Annotated in this window: 14 protein-coding genes and 1 tRNA gene; 10 read left to right on the top strand and 5 right to left on the bottom strand. The window is 34.8% G+C overall.

The features are described from left to right. Positions 1–60 precede the first annotated feature (60 nt). Positions 61–2823, top strand: coding sequence for a PD-(D/E)XK nuclease family protein (locus tag H599_RS0114450; RefSeq protein WP_026714783.1), 2763 nt, complete (start codon positions 61–63; stop codon positions 2821–2823). A gap of 98 nt (positions 2824–2921) precedes the next feature. Here the strand turns inward: H599_RS0114450 and H599_RS0114445 are convergent, their stop codons facing one another. The 4 genes from H599_RS0114445 to H599_RS0114425 form a co-directional block, all read right to left on the bottom strand. Further along, the gene (locus H599_RS0114445) at positions 2922–3704 is read right to left on the bottom strand and encodes an alpha/beta fold hydrolase (protein WP_026714782.1); all 783 of its coding nucleotides are present in this window, start codon (positions 3702–3704) and stop codon (positions 2922–2924) included. Between the two features lie 63 nt (positions 3705–3767). Continuing rightward, positions 3768–4568 carry a TIGR00266 family protein gene (locus tag H599_RS0114440; protein WP_026714781.1) on the bottom strand — a complete coding sequence of 267 codons (801 nt, stop codon included), beginning with the start codon at positions 4566–4568 and terminating at the stop codon, positions 3768–3770. Between the two features lie 332 nt (positions 4569–4900). After that, positions 4901–6193: an aminopeptidase P family protein gene (locus H599_RS0114430; RefSeq protein ID WP_026714780.1), complete on the bottom strand. Its 1293-nt coding sequence runs from the start codon at positions 6191–6193 to the stop codon at positions 4901–4903. 210 nt (positions 6194–6403) lie between these two features. Next, positions 6404–7765 carry a hydroxymethylglutaryl-CoA synthase family protein gene (locus H599_RS0114425; protein ID WP_026714779.1) on the bottom strand — a complete coding sequence of 454 codons (1362 nt, stop codon included), beginning with the start codon at positions 7763–7765 and terminating at the stop codon, positions 6404–6406. A gap of 370 nt (positions 7766–8135) precedes the next feature. On the opposite strand from H599_RS0114425, the gene H599_RS0114420 reads away from it, so the two are divergent. The 4 genes from H599_RS0114420 to H599_RS0114405 all read left to right on the top strand — a co-directional run bounded on the left by H599_RS0114420 (position 8136) and on the right by H599_RS0114405 (position 12494). Beyond that, positions 8136–8801, top strand: a complete 666-nt coding sequence (locus H599_RS0114420) for a succinate dehydrogenase cytochrome b subunit (protein ID WP_026714778.1) — start codon at positions 8136–8138, stop codon at positions 8799–8801. Between the two features lie 12 nt (positions 8802–8813). Next, on the top strand, positions 8814–10814 hold the full coding sequence (locus tag H599_RS0114415) for a fumarate reductase/succinate dehydrogenase flavoprotein subunit (protein WP_026714777.1): 2001 nt from the start codon (positions 8814–8816) through the stop codon (positions 10812–10814). An 82-nt stretch (positions 10815–10896) separates the two neighbouring features. Then, complete coding sequence (locus H599_RS0114410; protein WP_026714776.1) at positions 10897–11643, top strand: succinate dehydrogenase/fumarate reductase iron-sulfur subunit; 747 nt, start codon at positions 10897–10899, stop codon at positions 11641–11643. An 86-nt stretch (positions 11644–11729) separates the two neighbouring features. Continuing rightward, the gene (locus H599_RS0114405) at positions 11730–12494 is read left to right on the top strand and encodes an amidohydrolase (RefSeq protein WP_026714775.1); all 765 of its coding nucleotides are present in this window, start codon (positions 11730–11732) and stop codon (positions 12492–12494) included. A 3-nt stretch (positions 12495–12497) separates the two neighbouring features. Here the strand turns inward: H599_RS0114405 and H599_RS0114400 are convergent, their stop codons facing one another. Further along, positions 12498–14159, bottom strand: coding sequence for an Ig-like domain-containing protein (locus H599_RS0114400; RefSeq protein WP_026714774.1), 1662 nt, complete (start codon positions 14157–14159; stop codon positions 12498–12500). 141 nt (positions 14160–14300) lie between these two features. Between H599_RS0114400 and mce the strand changes: the two genes are divergently transcribed. The 5 genes from mce to H599_RS19850 form a co-directional block, all read left to right on the top strand. After that, complete coding sequence (gene mce, locus H599_RS0114395) at positions 14301–14699, top strand: methylmalonyl-CoA epimerase (RefSeq protein WP_026714773.1); 399 nt, start codon at positions 14301–14303, stop codon at positions 14697–14699. A 107-nt stretch (positions 14700–14806) separates the two neighbouring features. Next, a tRNA-Ile gene (locus tag H599_RS0114390) sits at positions 14807–14880 on the top strand. A gap of 166 nt (positions 14881–15046) precedes the next feature. Further along, on the top strand, positions 15047–15775 hold the full coding sequence (locus tag H599_RS0114385) for a hypothetical protein (protein WP_026714772.1): 729 nt from the start codon (positions 15047–15049) through the stop codon (positions 15773–15775). Positions 15776–15867: 92 nt separating this feature from the next. Beyond that, positions 15868–16155 (top strand): helix-turn-helix transcriptional regulator, encoded by a 288-nt coding sequence (locus H599_RS0114380; protein ID WP_026714771.1) that lies wholly within the window; start codon positions 15868–15870, stop codon positions 16153–16155. 647 nt (positions 16156–16802) lie between these two features. Continuing rightward, positions 16803–19673, top strand: a 2871-nt coding sequence (locus tag H599_RS19850) for an Ig-like domain-containing protein (protein ID WP_035141702.1), incomplete at its 3' end; no start/stop codon positions are given.

The raw sequence follows: 19673 nt of genomic DNA, 5'->3' as shown, positions 1-19673 counted from the left end.
TCTTCTAAATAATTATTGAAAAACGCCCCGTTTATCGGGGCGTTTTTTTATTTTTATGCTATGATAAATAGTACTTTTCTAGATAAAATAGCTCAGGTTTTAATTGAAAAATATTCGGATAGGCTGGTTAAAACCATAATAGTTTTGCCTAATAAAAGAGCCAAAGTTTTTTTGATGGAAGCTCTGAGGAAAAGGGTTTCAAACAATATTCTGGCTCCAAAAATTATTAGCATTGAAGATTTTGTTCAGGATATTGCCGGAATTCGGACTGTTGATGCAATCGAATTGCTGTTTGAATTTTATGAGGTTTATTTATCGGTTACTGAAAAACCAAATCAGCAATCTTTTGAATTGTTTGCCAATTGGGCCAAAACACTTTTACAGGATTTTAATGAAATAGATCGCTATTTGCTGGATCCAATTCATGTTTTGTCGTATCTGAAAGATATTGAAGACATTAAAAAATGGGGGATTGACGTGGAGAATAAAACTCAATTATTGGAAAAGTATATTGATTTTTGGAAATTATTACCTCTTTATTATCAGTCATTATACCAGCATTTATTGAATAAAGGCATCGGTTATCAGGGATTGATTTATCGCGAAGCGGTGGCAAATCTTACTCATTTTTCCAATAATGTTGTTGATGCGGAGTTCGTTTTTGCAGGTTTTAATGCCTTGAATGCTTCTGAGGAAAAAATTATCCAACATTTGTTAGCCAATGATCAGGCTCAAATTTTTTGGGATGCCGATCAGACCTTTTTAAATGACCCTTATCACGATGCCGGATTGTTTTTACGACGTTTTAAAGAAAATTGGAAACAGTATAAATTCAATCCTTTTGAATGGATTGTGGATGATTTTTCGCAATCTAAAAATATTCAAATTATTGGTACTCCAAAAAGTATTGGTCAGGCTAAAATATCCGGTAAAATTATTGAACAAATTGTTGCTCAAAATCCTTCGGACAAATTAGATAAAGTAGCTATTGTCCTTGGCGAAGAAAATCTTTTGGTTCCCTTGTTGTATTCTTTGCCTGCATCAGTTGGGGCTTTGAATATCACGATGGGTTATTCGGGGAAAAATAATCCTGCTCAAATTTTGATTGCCAAATTATTTAAAATGCATACGAATGCTTTGTCGAGAAAATCTTCGAGTTATGTGTTTTATTATAAAGACGTTTTGGATATTCTGACGCATCCGCTGATAGAGCCTTACGCTAAAACCTCCCGTTTGGTTAATACTATCAATACTAATAATTATACATTTATCAGCCATCAGAAATTGATGGAATTGAATCAGAGTCCATCGGATTTGTTCTTGTTGCTTTTTAACAAATGGGATGATAATTCGTTAGCGGTGTTGCAATCTGTTTCGGAATTATTATTGACTGTAAAACAGAATTTAAGCAATGATAATGAAGAGGAAAAAATCACTAAAGCCTTTGTTTATGCTATTTTTAAAGTGATTAACAAACTGATTACGTACTATTCAAAACATCGCCATATTGATAAAATTGAAACGTTGCATGCTATTTATAAACAGCTTATTGATTTAGCCGAAGTTTCTTTTGAAGGAGAACCTTTAAGTGGTTTGCAGATTATGGGAGTTTTAGAAAGTCGTGTGCTGGATTTTGAAACTGTGATTGTGACCTCTATGAATGAAGGGAAATTTCCCGCCGGAAAATCGCAAAATTCCTTTATTCCTTATGATGTAAAAAGAGAATTGGGATTGCCAACCTTTAAAGAAAAAGACGCGATTTATACCTATCATTTTTATCATTTGTTGCAACGCGCTAAAAATGTGTATTTGCTGTACAACACCGAAAGTGAAGGTTTGGATGCCGGTGAAAAAAGCCGTTTTATTACCCAATTAGAAGTTGAAAAACAGCCAAATCATAATTTGTCTCACGAAATTTATAATGCGATTTTGCCCGAAACAGCATATAAACCTATGGTTGTTGAAAAATCTGCAGCGGTAATGACGCGTTTGACTGAAATTGCCAAAGATGGTTTTTCGCCATCAGCTTTAACAAGTTATATAAGGAATCCGATTCAGTTTTATTTTCAAAAAATACTGCGCATTCGCGAGGTAGAAGAAGTAGAGGAAAATATAGCGTTGAATACTTTGGGGACGATTATTCACGAAACCTTATTGGCTTTATATACGCCTTTCATTGGAAAATTCATTTCGGAGGCTGATATTGAGAATTGTTTTAAACTAATTGATGCTGAGGTTTTAAAGCAGTTCAAAATTGTTTACAAAGAAGGCGAAATCAAAAAAGGGCGAAATCTTTTGGCTTTTGAGGTGGCTAAACGCAATGTTTTTAATTTCCTGAAAGTGGAATTGGCGCGTATAAAAGCTGATGAAGCGATTAAAATTATGGCGCTGGAACAAACATTTCAGCGTGAACTCATTCATCCTGATTTGCCGTTTCCGGTTTTAATCAAAGGAAATGTCGATCGAATTGAAGAATGCAATGGTGTCATCCGAATTATTGATTATAAAACAGGAAAAGTCGAAAAAGGAAATGTGAGTTTGAAATCATGGAACGGATTGACTCAGGAGCTTAAAAACGATAAAATCATTCAGGTTTTGGCTTATGCTTTTATGTATGAAAATGAAGCTAATGGAAAACCGATTGAAGCAGGAATTATTTCGTTTAAAAATTTAAAATCAGGATTTTTACCTTTTCAATTCAAAGAGGATAAAGACATTCAGCAAATTATTAACGATGAAGTAATGACTAATTATCTTGAACAAATTGTGTTGTTGTTAAAAGAAATATTAGACGAAACTGTTCCGTTTGAAGAGAAAATATAATTTTTTAACAACAAATCCCGATAGCTATCGGGACACAAAGGTTTTACGCAAAGCACGCTAAGATTAATTTGTGCTAATTTGTGTAATCTGTGTTTATATTAAACTTTCTTAAAAAAGTCTAACAAAACTTTAGTTAATTCGGCTTCGTTTTCAATATGGCTCATGTGTCCGTCAGGAAAAGTGACAAGTTGTACATCAGTTTCTTCAGTTTGTTCCAGATTTTCTTTGTAATTCAAAACCGGGTCTTTTTGACCCAGAATCAGCATTTTTGGATAAGGTGTCAGGTGTAGAATTACTTCACGATCCATCCTGGTTTTCATGCCTTCGAGCGAGGCTACGATTCCTTGTAAAGGTGTTTTTAAGGCTTCGTTTTTTACTGTTTCTATTTTATCTTTGAGTCTTTCACGGTTTTCTTCGCTGAATAAATTGGCAATCGAAAGTGATATGAAATTGGTAAAAGATTGTTTTACCGCTTTAATGGCGCGATCCCTATTTGCTTTTCTTTCGTCGCTGTCAGCTCTGGAAGTGGAATTCAGTAAAACCAAAGCTTTTATATAATCAGGATATATTTCTGCAAAAGCCAAAGCTACATAACCGCCCATAGAATGACCCACAAAAATGGCTTTACGAATGTGTAATTTGCTTAAAACTGCATGAACTATATCGGCATTGTTTTCCATACTGTGAATATAGCCCATGCATTCTGTTTTGCCATGACCTAATAAATCAATGGTAATGACGCGGTTTTTCTTAGTAAATATGGCAATATAGTTGTCCCACATTTGTTGGTTTTCCAAAAAACCGTGTAGCAAAACTACTGCCGTTCCTTTGCCGGAATCAGTATAAGCGATTTTAGTGTTTTTATAGAGAATGGAATTCAAGGGAGAATTTTTTATGAGGCAAAAATAAAGTTTTTTATTTCAAAACCTTGCAGGTTGTAAAATTTAAAACCGATTATCCCCATCCAATAAGTTTCCTAAACCTCCCAGTAAACTACCTTCGTCGCGGCTGTTTCCGCCAGCTTTTGGTGCAGAGGCAATGATTCTGTCGGCAAGGCGGCTAAAAGGAAGTGATTGTATGTACACGGTTCCCGGACCGCGAAGTGTGGCATAAAATAAACCTTCACCACCAAAAATGGAATTTCGAATTCCACCTATAAATTCAATATCATAATCAATGTCCTGTGTGAATCCTATAATACAACCGGTGTCAACTTTAAGTATTTCGCCGGCTTTTAATTCTTTCATAGCCATCGTTCCTCCGGAGTGAACAAAAGCCATTCCGTCGCCTTCAATTTTTTGCATGATGAAACCTTCGCCGCCAAAGAGTCCGCGACCTAATTTTCTTGAAAATTCAACACCTACAGCGACTCCTTTGGCAGCGCAAAGGAATGCGTCTTTTTGGCAAATGAATTTTCCATTGAATTGGGTTAAATCAATAGGGAGAATTTTTCCGGGATAAGGCGAAGCAAAAGATACTTTGGCTTTGCCGTAATTTTGATTGATAAAAGCGGTCATAAAAAGACTTTCGCCCGTAAGAACTCGTTTTCCGGCACTAAGCAGTTTGCCAAAAATACCGGTTTGTTCCTGTGAACCGTCTCCAAAGATGGTTTGCATCTGGATATTATTGTCCATCATCATAAAGCTTCCCGCTTCGGCAATGACTATTTCCTGAGGATCTAATTCGATTTCAACGTATTGCATTTCTTCGCCAAAAATCTCGTAATCTATTTCGTGTGCTCTCATTTTTATTGGATTGATAAAATTTATAGCGACTAATTTAGTAAAAATCTTTCAATTTTATGCTGTTTTGCACAAGGGATGGAAGCGGCATCCTTTTATCTCGTTTTTAAAGAACGAGATAAAAGATATAGCGTACAGCCCGACCCGAAGGGATGTGCTATAAAAAAATTAACAAATGAAAATAACCGCAGATTCGCAGATTTTTTTATAATTGATTAAGTTTATAATCTGCGAATCTGCGGTAAAATATTTTTACCAACTCAAGCCAATATAAAAATGGCTCACATTTCTGCAAACCGTCTTTTCTCTTGTTTCTTTGCTCTAAAGAAGAAGAATTAAGAATTCATCAAGCTCTCGATTTCCTCGACTTCAATCGGGATGTTTTTCATTAGGTTGAAAGGTTCTCCTTTTTCCTGAATGACCACATCGTCTTCAATTCTGATTCCGAAGCCTTCTTCGGGAATGTAAATACCAGGTTCTACGGTAAAGACCATATTAGTTTGCATTGGTTCGTACAATAGTCCGTAATCGTGGGTGTCCAATCCCATATGATGCGAAGTTCCGTGCATGAAATATTTCTTATAAGCCGGCCAGTCCGGATTTTCATTTTGTACATCGGTTTTGTCCAGAAGTCCCAACCCAAGTAGTTCTGAAGTCATGATTTTACCTACCTCGTATTGGTAGTTTTTCCACAGCGTTCCCGGAGTCAGCATTTTAGCAGCTTCGTTTTTTACTCTCAAAACAGCGTTGTAAACGTCTTTTTGTCTGCTAGAATAACGTCCTGAAACCGGAATGGTTCGGGTTAAATCACTGGAGTAATTAGCATATTCGGCAGCAACGTCCAGCAATATCAAATCGCCTTCTTTACATTGTTGGTTGTTTTCAATGTAATGCAATACATTGGCATTATTTCCTGAGGCAATAATTGGGGTATAAGCAAAACCTTTAGAACGATTGCGAATGAACTCGTGGATTAGTTCGGCTTCGATTTCGTATTCCATCACATTTGGTTTTACAAATGAAAGCAAACGACGGAAACCAAGTTCAGTAATGTTACAGGCTTGTTGAATCAAATCGATTTCTTCGCTTTCTTTTACCGAACGCAGACGTTGCAAAATAAGATTGCTTTTGGCAACGGCATGCGCAGGGTATTTTTCTTTCCACCATTTTACAAAGCGGGCTTCACGGGTTTCAGTTTCAATTTTAGCACGATAATGTTCATTGGTATTGATATAAATCGTTTCGGAATACGTCATTAATTCGGCCAAGACTTTTTCAAAATCCTGTAGCCAATAGACCGTTTTGATACCTGAAACGGCAAAAGCTTCCTCTTTAGTTAATTTAGCACCTTCCCAAATGGCAATTAATTCGCTGGTTTCTTTCAGGAACAGTATTTCTTTTTGATTTTCATAAGGAGCGTCAGGAAATAAAAGCAGAATACTTTCTTCCTGATCGATTCCGCTTAAGTAAAAAATATCACGGTGTTGCGCAAAAGGCAAAGTGCTGTCGGCACTTACAGGATAAATATCGTTGGAGTTGAAAATGGCAACACTTTTAGGTTTCATTTGAGCCGTAAATTTGCTGCGGTTTTTTATAAATAAATGGCGGTCAATTTGATGGTATTTCATAGGGGAAAGTTTTGAAATACAAATCTAATCAATCTTGTTTAAATAGACTATAGCATAGTTTGTGATGAGATAAATAATACCGCAAATTCGCAAATTTTAATAGCTGCTAATGCGGAAAAATATATATTAACCGCAAAGACTGCAAAGATTTTTCGCAAAGGACAGAAGATAATTTTTAAAAAATAATTTGCGAATTCGCGGTTTTAATATTTAATCAATCCATTTGTAATAGCGTGCGCCAATTAATGTTGGGATTTCTTTTTCGATACGGTCTAAAATCCATTCGTTTTTTGGAGTTTGAACGCTTTGTTTTTGTTCTTTTTTATGGAGTCTTTCGTAAGTTTCAAAATCTATTTCGAAGCTTTTTTTTAAGGTTTCAAAAAGTTTTGTGTTTGCCATTACCGATTTCCATTCGTCCTGAATTGTTCCTTCGAATACTTTGGATTTAGAACCGCTTCCGTAAGCAAGGAAACCAAAAGTGTTGCCTGTAATTTCTTTGTTGGTATCATAAAAATGAGCCAAAGTAGAAAGGAATCCCATGAAAACAGAACCCGTATATAGGTTTCCGATTAAGGAAGAGGCTAATTCGGCCGGCATTAATTTTTCCTGAACAAAGTTTTTGTATTCAGGAGTTTTACTGGTTTCTTTTAGTTTGTTTTGATATTCAGCCGGAGTTTCATTTCCAGTAATAACCGAATTTTCAGCATCCAAAGTGTAGATTTCAGATAACATACGGCGACCTTGATAAGAATAAGGCAGGTGCATGATGATGCTGTTCCAATTGTTATAAAGTGTGGCTGATGTTTCTTTTAATTTTTTGAACGAGAAATACGCATTACGGGTTCTGTCCATATAACATTGGTTCGAATATTGTCCGTCAAAAACAGGTTGGTCTTTGTGGATTTCAATTTCGGCTTCCAGATTGTCAAACCAGTTTTCGTTATTTGTGTTTCCGGTGATGGCTTCTTTAGAAATTGTTCGGTGTGGTTTGAAAAAATCAAAAACGCCTTTGGTATTTGTCGCCCAATTATTTTCAAATGCGATAATTCTTGGATTGGCAGTAATTAACATTGCCATGGCACCAGCTCCTTGAGTATATTCTCCGGTAGAATTTAAATCGTATTTGGCAAAATCAGTAGTTACTACAATTGCTTTTTTAGTTGGATTGAGTTGAATAAAGTCAAGGCAATTTTGCATCGCATCCACTCCCCCAATACAAGCAAAAGTGAAATCGACAGCATCACATTCCGCTAAAGTGTTCTTGCCAAATTTTTGCTCCATTAAATCAATTAAGAATGAAGCTATCGGTTTTGCGTTGTCGATGGCGCTTTCGGTTCCTACATAAATGCGGGCAATTTCGTTTAAGTTAATCGCGTTGTCCTGGATTAATTTGGTTAAAGCGTTGGCTGCAAAAACCACGCTGTCCTGATGCGTGTCAGCTAAAGTCATTTTGATTAATCCTAAACCTTTTTCCAGTTTTTCGGGTTCTATGTTTCTGGCTTCTGCCAATGTTTTTATAGGTAAATGTAGTTTTGCTACATCAAAAGATATAGCGTCAATTCCGGTTTTCATTTTCAATTTTTTTTGGAATTGCAAAGATAAAATGATGCTTTAGAAATGTAGTTTTATTAACTACACAAAATAGTTGGTTTTTGTGTTTTTGTCAATTCGAAAGTAAAACATTCTTAAAATTATGGATTTTATATTTTTTAAGTTCTTAAAATGTAAATAATTGATTCTTTTTTTGTGGTAATTTATTGTTATTGTTTTTTTGTTTTGCAATTAAATGATTATAAATCAATGATTTAAAATGATTATTGCTTAGATAAAAGCTTTTGGGGCTTCAAACTTTATAATCTTTCTAAATAGTAGCGAAAAGGTTGTAGTTGGTTGCTAATTACTTTATTTTTGTGTACTTTTTTAAATTATATTCTAAAATATTATGGCAAAATCTGGATTATTGAAATCGTCAATAGCAAAAAAAGTAGCTATGGCACTTTCAGGACTTTTTTTGATGTTGTTCTTAGCACAGCATTTTTTTATTAATATGATGTCAGTATTTAGTGCTGATGTTTTTAATTCGATTTCTCATTTCATGGGGACCAATCCTTTGATTCAGTTTGTTATCCAGCCTATTCTTATTGTAGGTGTTGTGTTTCACTTCATCATGGGATTTGTTTTGGATATTCAAAACAAAAAAGCAAGACCGGTTGGGTATGCAAGTTATAATGGAGCAGCTAATGCAAGCTGGGCTTCACGTAACATGATTATTTCTGGTTCAGTTATTTTGGCTTTCCTGGCGTTACACTTCTATGATTTCTGGTTTCCGGAAATGGTTTATAAGTATATAGAATTCAATCCGGCTGATGAGACCCGTTATTTTCATGAATTAGCAGAGAAATTTGTAAGTCCGGTTCGTACTGGATTGTATAGTTTGTCTTTTATTTTGTTGTCTTTACACTTGCGTCACGGATTCAGTTCTTCATTTCAGTCTATAGGGCAAAACAATAAATATACAAAGGGAATGAAAAACTTCGGATTATGGTTTTCGGTAGTTGTTCCTTTAGGATTCGTAGTTATTGCATTATTTCATCATTTCAATCATTAATATTCAATTATAATGGCATTAGATTCAAAAATTCCAAATGGTTCAATTGCGGACAAATGGACAAATTATAAAGATCATATTAATTTAGTAAACCCTGCTAATAAACGTAATTTAGATATTATTGTTGTAGGAACGGGATTAGCCGGAGGTTCAGCAGCTGCTACTTTAGCAGAATTAGGATATAACGTAAAAGCATTTTGTTTTCAGGATTCTCCACGTCGTGCGCACTCTATTGCTGCACAAGGAGGTATCAATGCTGCAAAAAATTATAAAGGTGACGGTGACTCTGTTTACAGATTGTTCTACGATACTGTAAAAGGAGGAGATTACCGTGCTCGTGAAGCAAACGTATATCGTTTGGCTGAAGTTTCTGCTAATATTATTGACCAATGTGTGGCTCAAGGGGTGCCATTGGCTCGTGAATATGGTGGATTATTGGATAATCGTTCTTTTGGAGGAACTTTGGTTTCCCGTACATTTTATGCTCAGGGTCAAACAGGGCAACAGTTATTGTTAGGAGCTTATTCTGCCATGAACCGTCAAATTGGTCGTGGAAAAATTAAAATGTACAATCGTCATGAAATGCTTGAACTAGTAATCATCGACGGAAAAGCAAGAGGAATTATTGCTCGTAACTTAATTACCGGAGAAATCGAAAGACATTCGGCTCACGCTGTTGTTGTAGGTTCCGGAGGTTACGGAAACGTATTCTTCTTATCAACTAATGCAATGGGGTCTAATGCTACTGCAGCCTGGAAAATCCACAAAAAAGGGGCTTTCTTCGCAAACCCCTGTTATACTCAAATTCACCCAACTTGTATCCCGGTTTCAGGAGATCATCAGTCAAAATTAACGTTGATGTCTGAGTCTCTTCGTAATGACGGACGTATCTGGGTTCCTGCAAAATTAGAAGATGCACAGGCTATCCGTGAAGGAAAGAAAAAAGCAACTGATTTGGCTGAAGCTGACAGAGATTATTTCTTGGAAAGAAGATATCCTGCTTTTGGTAACTTAGTGCCTCGTGACGTAGCTTCCCGTGCTGCTAAGGAAAGATGTGATGCCGGTTTTGGTGTTAACAAAACTGGAGAAGCAGTTTACTTGGATTTTGCTGCGGCTATTCAACGTTACGGAAAAGAGCAGGCACATATTAAAGGATTGGATGAAAATGATAACGCTTTAGTGACTAAATTAGGAACTGATATTGTAAGAAGTAAATACGGAAACTTGTTTCAAATGTATTACAAAATCGTTGACGAAGATCCATATACTACGCCAATGATGATTTATCCGGCGGTTCACTATACCATGGGTGGAACCTGGGTTGATTATAACCTGATGACTACTATTCCGGGATGTTTCTCAATTGGAGAGTCTAACTTCTCTGATCACGGAGCGAACCGTTTAGGAGCTTCTGCTTTGATGCAAGGTTTGGCTGACGGATATTTCGTATTGCCTTACACAATTGGAGATTATTTAGCTCCGGATATCAAAATGGGACCTATTTCAACTGACAGACCAGAATTTGAAGAGGCTGAAAAATCAGTGAAAGAATTGATTGCTAAATTTATGAATAATAAAGGAACGCATTCAGTAGATTATTTCCACAAAAAATTAGGAAAAATTATGTGGAATAAAGTAGGTATGGCTCGTAATGAAAAAGGTTTGAAAGAAGCAATGGTTGAAATTGCCGAACTTCGTGAAGAGTTCTATAAAGATGTAAAAGTGCCTGGGACAGATAAAGAATTCAATCAGGAATTAGAAAAAGCCATTCGTGTTGCCGATTTCTTAGAACTGGGAGAATTGTTTGCTAAAGATGCTTTACATCGTAATGAATCTTGTGGAGGTCACTTCCGTGAAGAATACCAAACAGAAGAAGGAGAAGCACTTCGTGATGACGAAAACTTTGCTTATGTTGCTGCCTGGGAATACAAAGGAAAACCAAGTGATGCGGTATTACACAAAGAGCCGTTGAATTACGAAAACATTAAATTAGTACAACGTAGTTACAAATAGAATTTTGTCAAAAGTCGAAAGTCAAAAGTCTTAAAGTTAAGGCTTTCGACTTTTGACTTTAAGACTTTCAAACTAAAAAGATATGAAACTTACATTAAAAATATGGCGTCAAAAAAACGCTCAGGATAAAGGGAGAATGGTCGATTATAAAATCGACGGAATTGAACCTGATATGTCGTTCCTTGAAATGCTTGATGTATTCAATGAGCAACAAATCAATGCTGGTGAAGAGCCGGTAGCTTTTGACCACGACTGTCGTGAAGGAATTTGCGGAATGTGTTCTTTATTCATCAATGGAGAAGCTCACGGACCGGACAGAGGAGTAACTACCTGTCAATTGCACATGCGTATGTTTAAAGATGGCGATACTATCACTATCGAGCCATTCCGTGCTGCTGCTTTCCCGGTTGTAAAAGATTTAGTGGTGGACAGAAGTTCTTTTGACAGAATCCAACATGCAGGAGGATTTATCTCGGTAAATACTTCAGGAAATACAATCGATGCAAATACAATTCCGGTAAACAAAAAAGATGCTGATGCTGCTTTTGATGCTGCAACTTGTATTGGATGTGGAGCTTGTGTGGCAACTTGTAAAAACTCGTCGGCTATGTTATTCGTTGCTGCTAAAGTATCTCAATATGCTTTATTGCCACAAGGTCAGGTAGAAGCTGCAGACCGTGTATTGAACATGGTGAAACAAATGGACGAAGAAGGATTTGGTAACTGTACCAATACTGGAGCTTGTGAAATTGAATGTCCAAAAGGAATTTCTTTAGAAAACATTGCTCGTATGAACAGAGAGTACATGTCGGCAAGTTTGAAAGGATAATATTTTTTTTCAATATATTTTAAAAGCGCATTCATTGATTTGAATGCGCTTTTTTATTTATCTTTATTGGAAAACCATAATTGAATATGAGAGTAGCCTTAATCCAGTCGTCATTAGTTTGGGAAAACCCAAAAGCTAACCGAGTTTATTTTGAAGAAAAAATTAATGGAATTAGTGAGTCGGTCAATTTAATTGTGTTGCCCGAAATGTTTTCCACGGGTTTTACGATGAATCCTGCGGCAATTGCTGAAACGATGCGGGGAGAAACGGTCTTGTGGATGCAAGCTTTGGCGAAGGATAAAAAAACGGCTGTTACAGGAAGTCTGGTAATTGAAGACGGAGGTTGTTTTTATAACCGAATGCTGTTTGTTTATCCATCAGGTGAAATTTTGCATTATGACAAAAGGCATTTGTTTACTCTTGCAGGAGAGGATCAAATTTATACTGCCGGAGAGCAAAAGTTAATTGTTGATTATTTGGGTTGGAAAATTTGTCCGATGGTTTGTTATGACTTGCGGTTTCCGGTTTTTTCCAGAAATGTCGAAAACTACGATTTATTGTTGTATGTGGCGGGTTGGCCTGAAAAAAGGACTCAGGCTTGGGATGCGCTTTTAAAGGCGCGTGCGATTGAAAATATGAGTTATGTTGTGGGTGTAAACCGCATTGGAACCGATGATAACGGTCACGGCTATTCCGGACATACCCAAGTGGTGGATTGTTTGGGAGATTATTTGTTGGAACCCAAAAAATCCGAAGGGGTATTCCTATTGGTTTTAGACCGCGAAAGTATGCTGGCTACGCGCAAAGAATTGGGCTTTTTAAAAGATCAGGATCTTTTTAAAATGCTCTGATTTTTATGGCTTTTTCTTCTTTTTGTTTTTGTCGTCTTTTTTAATTGGTGGTGTATATGGTATGCTTACATCAAAAGTTTCGATGGCATCCCAATTTGCTCTGACATCTTCAATATCTTTCGAGTAATAAATAACTTCTTCAGCGTATTTTTTTTCTAAATAATTTCCTGAGTCGTATTTTTTATTTTTATTGTCATCATATATGATACGAAGATTGTAAACAGCTGGATTTAATAAGTTAAAATCAATTTCGCGATTCGATTCTAAATATTCAGAGGCAGTAATTTCTCCTTTTGAATCTATTAATTCTACTATAACCGGATAATGTTTTACGTTTTGTAATTTTACTTTTAAATTTCCGTAATCTTCCAGTTCTTTGGTGCTTATTTGGTAGTTTAAAGTGTCGTTAGTTTGTTCGAAAAAGTCAGTTAGAGCGCCAGGCAAAATTTGGAAAGCATATTTTTGAGCAGGTTCTTTTTTGAAGTCAAAAAATAATTTTTGACGGAATTCATCATAATTGGTGGTGAATTTTACCGCAGCAGAATCTTTATCAATTAATTTGATTTTGGATTCGTCAAATTTCACTAAAGGGGTTGTGGCTTCTAAAGCAAAAGAATCATAGAAACTGGCCGGGTTTACGGAACTTATAGTTAAACTGTCTTTCTTTTGATTTTTGATTTTTATGGCAAATGTTTTGTTGAAATCTCCCTGAGCAACTTCTACTTTTAAAGAATCGGTTTTAATTGGTTTAAACCAAATTTGTAACGAATCTTTTTTAGTTATTTTGCTAACGATGCTCGGTAGAATTTCGTTGTTATTTTTTAATGTGATTTTAGGTTTTGCATGAGTTTCTTTAAGGCTTCCTTCGTAACCCATGAATAATTTATTACCGGATTCCTGAGTGGGTTTGAAGGCTTTAAAAGGGATGTTTTCTTTGAATAATTCTACTTCGTATAAAGTGTCGTTCGGAATTGAAATAGTTTCTTTGATAAAACCGATTTTTTCGGTTTTTGGGTCGTATTTATTGTTGTTGTTTAAGTCTTTTAGTGCAATCAAACGGTATTTTCCGGCTTTTAGATTTTCAAGGCTAAAAGTTTTTAAACTGTCCAGAGTGTTGGTAATGTATCTTGGACTTTCTTTATAAATTACCGAGTCGTTGTATTTGTCGTTTATTTCGTAAAGCATCACCGAAATGAAGGCTTCTGCTTCTTTTTCGTAAGCATATTTTACTTTTCCGTTAAGTTTTAACGAGTCGATATAATCGCCGGTTGAAAACACATATTTAAACTGGTTCAACGGGTTACCTTCGTTGTTATCGGTTAAACTTTGTCCAAAATTAAAGCTGTAAGTAGTGTTGGGCTGTAAAGTATCTGAAATTTTAATCGTGATAAATTTACTCGCGTTTGTTGGTAAGATAAGTGGGTCATTTTTCATTGGCGGCGAAATAACCAATTGTTTTCTGAGGTTTTTCAGAATAACATTTTCGTCAAATTCCAGTCTGATTTGTTTGGCGTTGAAATTTGTACTAAAGTTTTTTGGAAAACTTGTTCTCAGACTCGGAGGGATAGTATCTTTTAATCCGCCGGTGATGCTGCCTCTTTTGGCACAACTTGCCAGAATGAGTACTAATACAACCGAAATATATTTTAATTTGTTTTTCAACATGAAATTCAGAATTTAGAATTACAAAATAACAATTATAATTACTGGAATTAAAACTTTTTATCGAATTATTAAGATTGTAAAATTAGTACCTTTATGAGGTGTTATGAATTTGTTGTTTCAGATTGAAAATCTTTGTGAGTGATGAAAAAAATAGACCATATAGGAATTGCGGTAAAAGATATGGCGGATTCTAATGTGTTATTTCAAAAATTGTTGGGTATTGCTCCTTATAAGCAGGAGGAGGTGGAAAGTGAAGGGGTTTTGACTTCTTTTTTTAAGAATGAAAGTTGTAAAATTGAACTTTTGGCTTCGACTGTTGAAGATAGTGTCATCGCGAAGTTTATTGAAAAAAAAGGGGAGGGAATCCATCATATTGCTTTTGAGGTCGAAAGTATTCCGGATGAGTTGGAAAGGCTGAAGGCTGAAGGTTTTGTTGTTTTGAATGAAATTCCTAAAAAAGGAGCCGATAATAAATTGGTAGTTTTTTTGCATCCTAAAAGCACAAATGGCATTTTGATAGAATTGTGTCAAAGTTTATAATTCTAATAATCAACGCTTTTTAGATGAAGTGTTTTGGCATGTGTAAAACAAGACTAAAAATATTTGGAGCAAACAAAAAATAGTAGTAATATTGCAAACTCTTAACCGGTCCTATAGCTCAGCTGGTTAGAGCACCTGACTCATAATCAGGTGGTCCCTGGTTCGAGCCCAGGTGGGACCACTAGTAAAATCAAGCCTTCACAGCAATGTGAGGGCTTTTTTGTTCTCATCAGTACAACATACGTACAACAAATTGTTGGACTTTACAAAGATAGTAAACTTTTCATTCTGTTTCAATTAGCTATATTTTTTAGTATTTTTACTCTTTATAATAAATTACTACTAATATGGCAGGTAGAATTGAAAAAGTTTTCTTCTTTATTCATAGGCAATTTGAAAAATTGAATGCTCTATTTAAATCAAAGATGGTTTCATTAATTGCTGCTCCTCTATTGCCTTTTTTAGTTGCTATATTGTGTGTTGTCCAAATAAGCAATAATTCTTTCATCATATTTAATTCAATAATTTTTTGCTTGGCTATTATTTTTACATTTTTACTGACAGTATCTTCCTTATATTTTTTAAAAGGAGATAATATTTTTAATCGATATAATAGAGAAAAATCAAATAATAATTTAACTCAATTTCAAATCAGTGAGATTAGTGGAGATATTGCTAACGAGAAATTAATTTTGGACATCCTAGAAAGTAACAAGGATAGAATCATTTATTATTATTTTGAACTGAGAAGAATAGAACTTTTTGATTTTGATACTACAATAGATGATTTTAAAAATTTAATTTCTAATTGTTTCAAAAAAACAAATGATAATTATGTTTTTAAATTGGAAGTTAGTGCTTATGAGGCACATTATTTTATTAGGGGATTTTTAGTTCCTTTTTTAGAAGAATTAAATGAGGATGTTGTTGTATCCAAAAAAGGGATTGCTTCACTCATAAAGTATAAGAATAATCAAATGTATCATCCAATAAACATAAATTCATTTTCAACTAAAACAAGAGTTAGTTATACTGAAGATCAAAAGAAATTGTATGATAGTGTTAAAATCAGGTGATTTCTCCGAATTAATACGTTACTGCCTCACGAACCCACGTTTCATTTCGTTTCATTCCAGTAGATTAGCCTCATAATTTTAATACAAATATTATGAGTCCACAAAAAATTATTGAGCAGTTAAATGAAATTAAAATGATGATTACAAAAGGTAATCAGTTCCAAAAAGAGATTTTTACTATTAAAGACCTGATGGCTTATACAGGCTTTTCAGATAGCACTATTCACAAACTTAGTGCTAAAAAAATGATTCCTCACAACAAACCTACCAATGGAGCCCTTTTCTTTGATAGAGTTGAAATAGTTGAATGGATAAGAAAGCATAAAGTGTATTCTGATGAGGAAGTTTTGTCTAAATTTTCGAAAGAATTAAAAAAATAAACATTCAAAATCTACTTTTGAAGACTTAGATTTTTTATCTAATTTCAATTGATTAATTTAAAAAATTGATATTATACACTTTTATCAATTATCTATTCCATCGATGGATAGGTACATATGAAGTACCATTATGCCAGGAATCTGTACAGGACAAAATTAGGGAAGTATTATCTAAATATTTAAAGATCAGGCTTGTTTTACTTGTATTAACCCATGCTGTCCTTGAGATCTTAACGAGGGAAAACTAGGAGCTTTTATTAGATCTTAAAAGAATAGATTAAATCTAACTTGTCGGTTCGAACCCCTCATTACCCACGAAAATCAACAATATAAAAGAGGACGATGCGAACCCTGTTTTCGAACCATTTTCTACAAGATTTGAAGGAGATTTCAATATGTTGTCTTAAAAATTAATATTTCTTTAAATGATACTAGATTATGATTTAAGAGAGTGACAAGTGATTGAAATAAGCATTTTTTATAAAAATCATAAATAATGCTTTTAAACGAATTTATGAGTTGTTTGAAGATATTATTCATTTGTAATATTTTATTTCGATTATTTTAGACTCCAAATAATTAAAAATGAGCGTTTATTCTTATAAAAAATAATTTCACAGAATGAATGTTTTCACAAATTAAATAGTATGAAAGCCAAAATTACTCTTCTTTTACAAACACTCCTGATTTTTACTTTTAATAGCCTAGATATTCAAGCCCAATCGAATGATTGTGATATTACAGGATCTACTTCTGGTAATTATACATTTCAATCCAATAAAAAAGTTTGCTTTTATAGTAATGCAACTTTAGGTGATGTAACTTTTCAAAATGGTGCCAAAATTTATATTGCTCCAAACGTTACTGTCATCATCCAAAATAACATTAATTCTTCAGGTGCTATTGAAATGAAAATTGAAGGTACATTACAGTTCTCTCAAGCTGTAACCATCAATGCTAACGTTAATTTAACGATAGGAACAAATGGTGTTTTAAAAGCAGGAAGTTCAGGCACCACTGATTTTAGGTTAAATGGTGCAGGGATAAATACAATACTAAATAATGGTCAATTTAATGTTGGCGTATTAGAACTTCAAAATTCTAATGGAACTTACACTTTTGATAATTCACCAAATGCCACGATTAACATTAATTCGAATATTAATATTAATGGTAAAAGTTACTTTAGAAACCAAGGAAAATTATTAATTAGAAATAGTTATAACTGTAACAATAGGAGTGTTTTTGTAAACTGCGGTGAAATGGTTTCTTCAGCTGGTTTTAACCTTGGAGGCGGAAAGGTCATTAATACAGGTAAGTTTACAGTAACTAGTAGCAGAGTAGATTTTGGTTCTTCAACGGCTCGATTTGAAAATTATGGTTCAGTTAACGTTCAAGGGTCAATGAATTTAGGAGGAACAGGTTGTGTTTATTATAACGAAGGTACAACTGTAGTTTCTGAAAGCTTTCAAAACGATGGGAACATTGAAGGTCCTGAAGTTGGATCAGCTAAATTAGGATATATTACCTGGAGAGGAAGAGCTACCATGAATAATGGAAAAATTGGTCCTAATTTAAATTTAATAAATTCAGGAGGAAGTTCTAATTTGTCAGGAATGTTTAATAATCCTTCTGCGATGAATTTTCAACAGGGAGTTATGTACAACTGTACTAACTGCCCGGCTCCTCAGATTAATTCAGGAGCTGTATGTAGAGAATTAGACGGAAACACTCCTGACATTGACGAGACCTGTAATGTGTATACTACTGTTCTTGCCGAACCTACCGAGGCTTTAGTGAGAAGTCTTAATGATACAGGTAAAGGGTTGTTTCCAGTAAAGCCATCTGGTCCTGCATATTTACCTAATGGAGGAGTTAAAGTAGAAGTAATCAAAAATTTCACAAGACGTCCTGAACAATGGAGATTATACCAACCTACCGCACTCACAGGAACAATTAATATAAAAGGTGTGCCAACTACTTTTAAGACAAAATACTTAGATTTAATTGGTGCTTATACTAATCCACTGGTGCTGGAAAGAACTGTTAAACTTGATTATGAAGTTACTTCAAAAAGTTTGAATACTACTACTCATGCCTACAGATATATCATAGGTATTGCCGGTTTATCCGATTCTAATGTAGCAGGTAAAGTAATTTCCTCAGTTCCATTGGAAGTAATTGGTAATATGGATGCTTATCAAACGGGTAAATACTCTTTCTTTAATGATACGACTCCTCCTGTTGCAGGACAAAAAGGAACTGTTTTTGAGTCTAATCCTAAAACTCCAAGTAGTGCTCCAAGTAACACCCTTACTAATGGTTACACTTTTTTTTATCTCCCAGATGACATAACTTCCTTTGAATTAGAAACAAAGGGAAATGATCAATATGGGTTTATTTTTGGTACACTAACAACAACAATTTCACCTACACCTAATGCTCCTACTTCCGGAGGCAATCAAACTGTTTGTTGGAATGGGAATACAAACCATACTTTAACAGCTACTGCAACAGCGCCACAAGGACAAATAGTAACCTGGTATGAAACTGCAACCGGAGGTAATCCTGTAGCTTCACCAACTCAGGTAGGAGTAGGAACAAAAACATATTATGCCCAATCTTCTAATCCTAACGGTACTTGTACAAGTTTAACACGAACTGCAGTCACGCTAACAATAAATACAACACCGGTTGCTCCGATTTCAGGCGGTAATCAAACTGTTTGCTCTGATAGAACTACAACTCAGACTTTAACCGCTACAGCAACTGTTCCTCAAGGATCGTCAGTTAATTGGTATACTACAGAAACCGGAGGATCTCCAGTAACTTCACCAACTCAGATTGGAGTAGGAACTAAAACATATTATGCTCAAGCATCAAATGGAATATGTTCTAGTTTAACTCGAACAGCTGTTACTTTAACTATTAATCCGGCAGCAGGAATTCCTACTACTGAGAATGTTGAATACTGTGCCGGCGATACTGCTCAAGCACTAAAAGCAACTGCAAGTAATCCTGATTATACATTATATTTTTATGATTCCTTAGATTCAACTCCTCAAGCATCCATAATTCCGATAACAACAACTGCGGGAGAATTCACTTATTATGTAGCTGAAGGCATCAATAATTCTTGTATTGGTGACAAAAAAGCAATTACTGTTATTGTTCATCCTAAATCTGTAATCACAACTGAACCGATAAATCAGAACATTACTTATGGAGATAATACTAATTTTTCAGTTACTGCAACAGATGTTACTTCATATCAGTGGCAAGTAAATAAAGGTTCTGGTTTTGAAAATATTACAAATAATACTATTTATTCAAATGCTACAACTGCTACATTAAACATAACTAAACCAACAGTTGCAATGAGTTCCTATACTTATCGTGCTATCTTAAAAGGCAGATGTACAGAAACAGAAACTCAAACCGTTAATGTAACCGTATCACCCAAAGCTGTTACTGTTACTGCTGATAACAAAACCAAAGTATACGGAGAACAAAATCCA

Source organism: Flavobacterium daejeonense DSM 17708, assembly GCF_000425425.1.
In the GTDB taxonomy this organism is placed as follows: Bacteria; Bacteroidota; Bacteroidia; order Flavobacteriales; family Flavobacteriaceae; genus Flavobacterium; species Flavobacterium daejeonense.
The sequence above is the reverse complement of the archived record's forward strand: the minus strand, read 5'-3'. Positions and strand labels throughout refer to the sequence as shown.

Excerpts from the sequence above, each read along its gene's own strand:
- H599_RS0114450 (WP_026714783.1), top strand. The coding sequence starts at position 61 with ATGATAAATAGTACTTTTCTAGATAAAATAGCTCAGGTTTTAATTGAA.
- H599_RS0114440 (WP_026714781.1), bottom strand. The coding sequence starts at position 4,568 with ATGAGAGCACACGAAATAGATTACGAGATTTTTGGCGAAGAAATGCAA.
- H599_RS0114430 (WP_026714780.1), bottom strand. The coding sequence starts at position 6,193 with ATGAAATACCATCAAATTGACCGCCATTTATTTATAAAAAACCGCAGC.
- H599_RS0114425 (WP_026714779.1), bottom strand. The coding sequence starts at position 7,765 with ATGAAAACCGGAATTGACGCTATATCTTTTGATGTAGCAAAACTACAT.
- H599_RS0114420 (WP_026714778.1), top strand. The coding sequence starts at position 8,136 with ATGGCAAAATCTGGATTATTGAAATCGTCAATAGCAAAAAAAGTAGCT.
- H599_RS0114415 (WP_026714777.1), top strand. The coding sequence starts at position 8,814 with ATGGCATTAGATTCAAAAATTCCAAATGGTTCAATTGCGGACAAATGG.
- H599_RS0114410 (WP_026714776.1), top strand. The coding sequence starts at position 10,897 with ATGAAACTTACATTAAAAATATGGCGTCAAAAAAACGCTCAGGATAAA.
- H599_RS0114405 (WP_026714775.1), top strand. The coding sequence starts at position 11,730 with ATGAGAGTAGCCTTAATCCAGTCGTCATTAGTTTGGGAAAACCCAAAA.
- H599_RS0114400 (WP_026714774.1), bottom strand. The coding sequence starts at position 14,159 with ATGTTGAAAAACAAATTAAAATATATTTCGGTTGTATTAGTACTCATT.
- mce (WP_026714773.1), top strand. The coding sequence starts at position 14,301 with ATGAAAAAAATAGACCATATAGGAATTGCGGTAAAAGATATGGCGGAT.
- H599_RS0114385 (WP_026714772.1), top strand. The coding sequence starts at position 15,047 with ATGGCAGGTAGAATTGAAAAAGTTTTCTTCTTTATTCATAGGCAATTT.
- H599_RS0114380 (WP_026714771.1), top strand. The coding sequence starts at position 15,868 with ATGAGTCCACAAAAAATTATTGAGCAGTTAAATGAAATTAAAATGATG.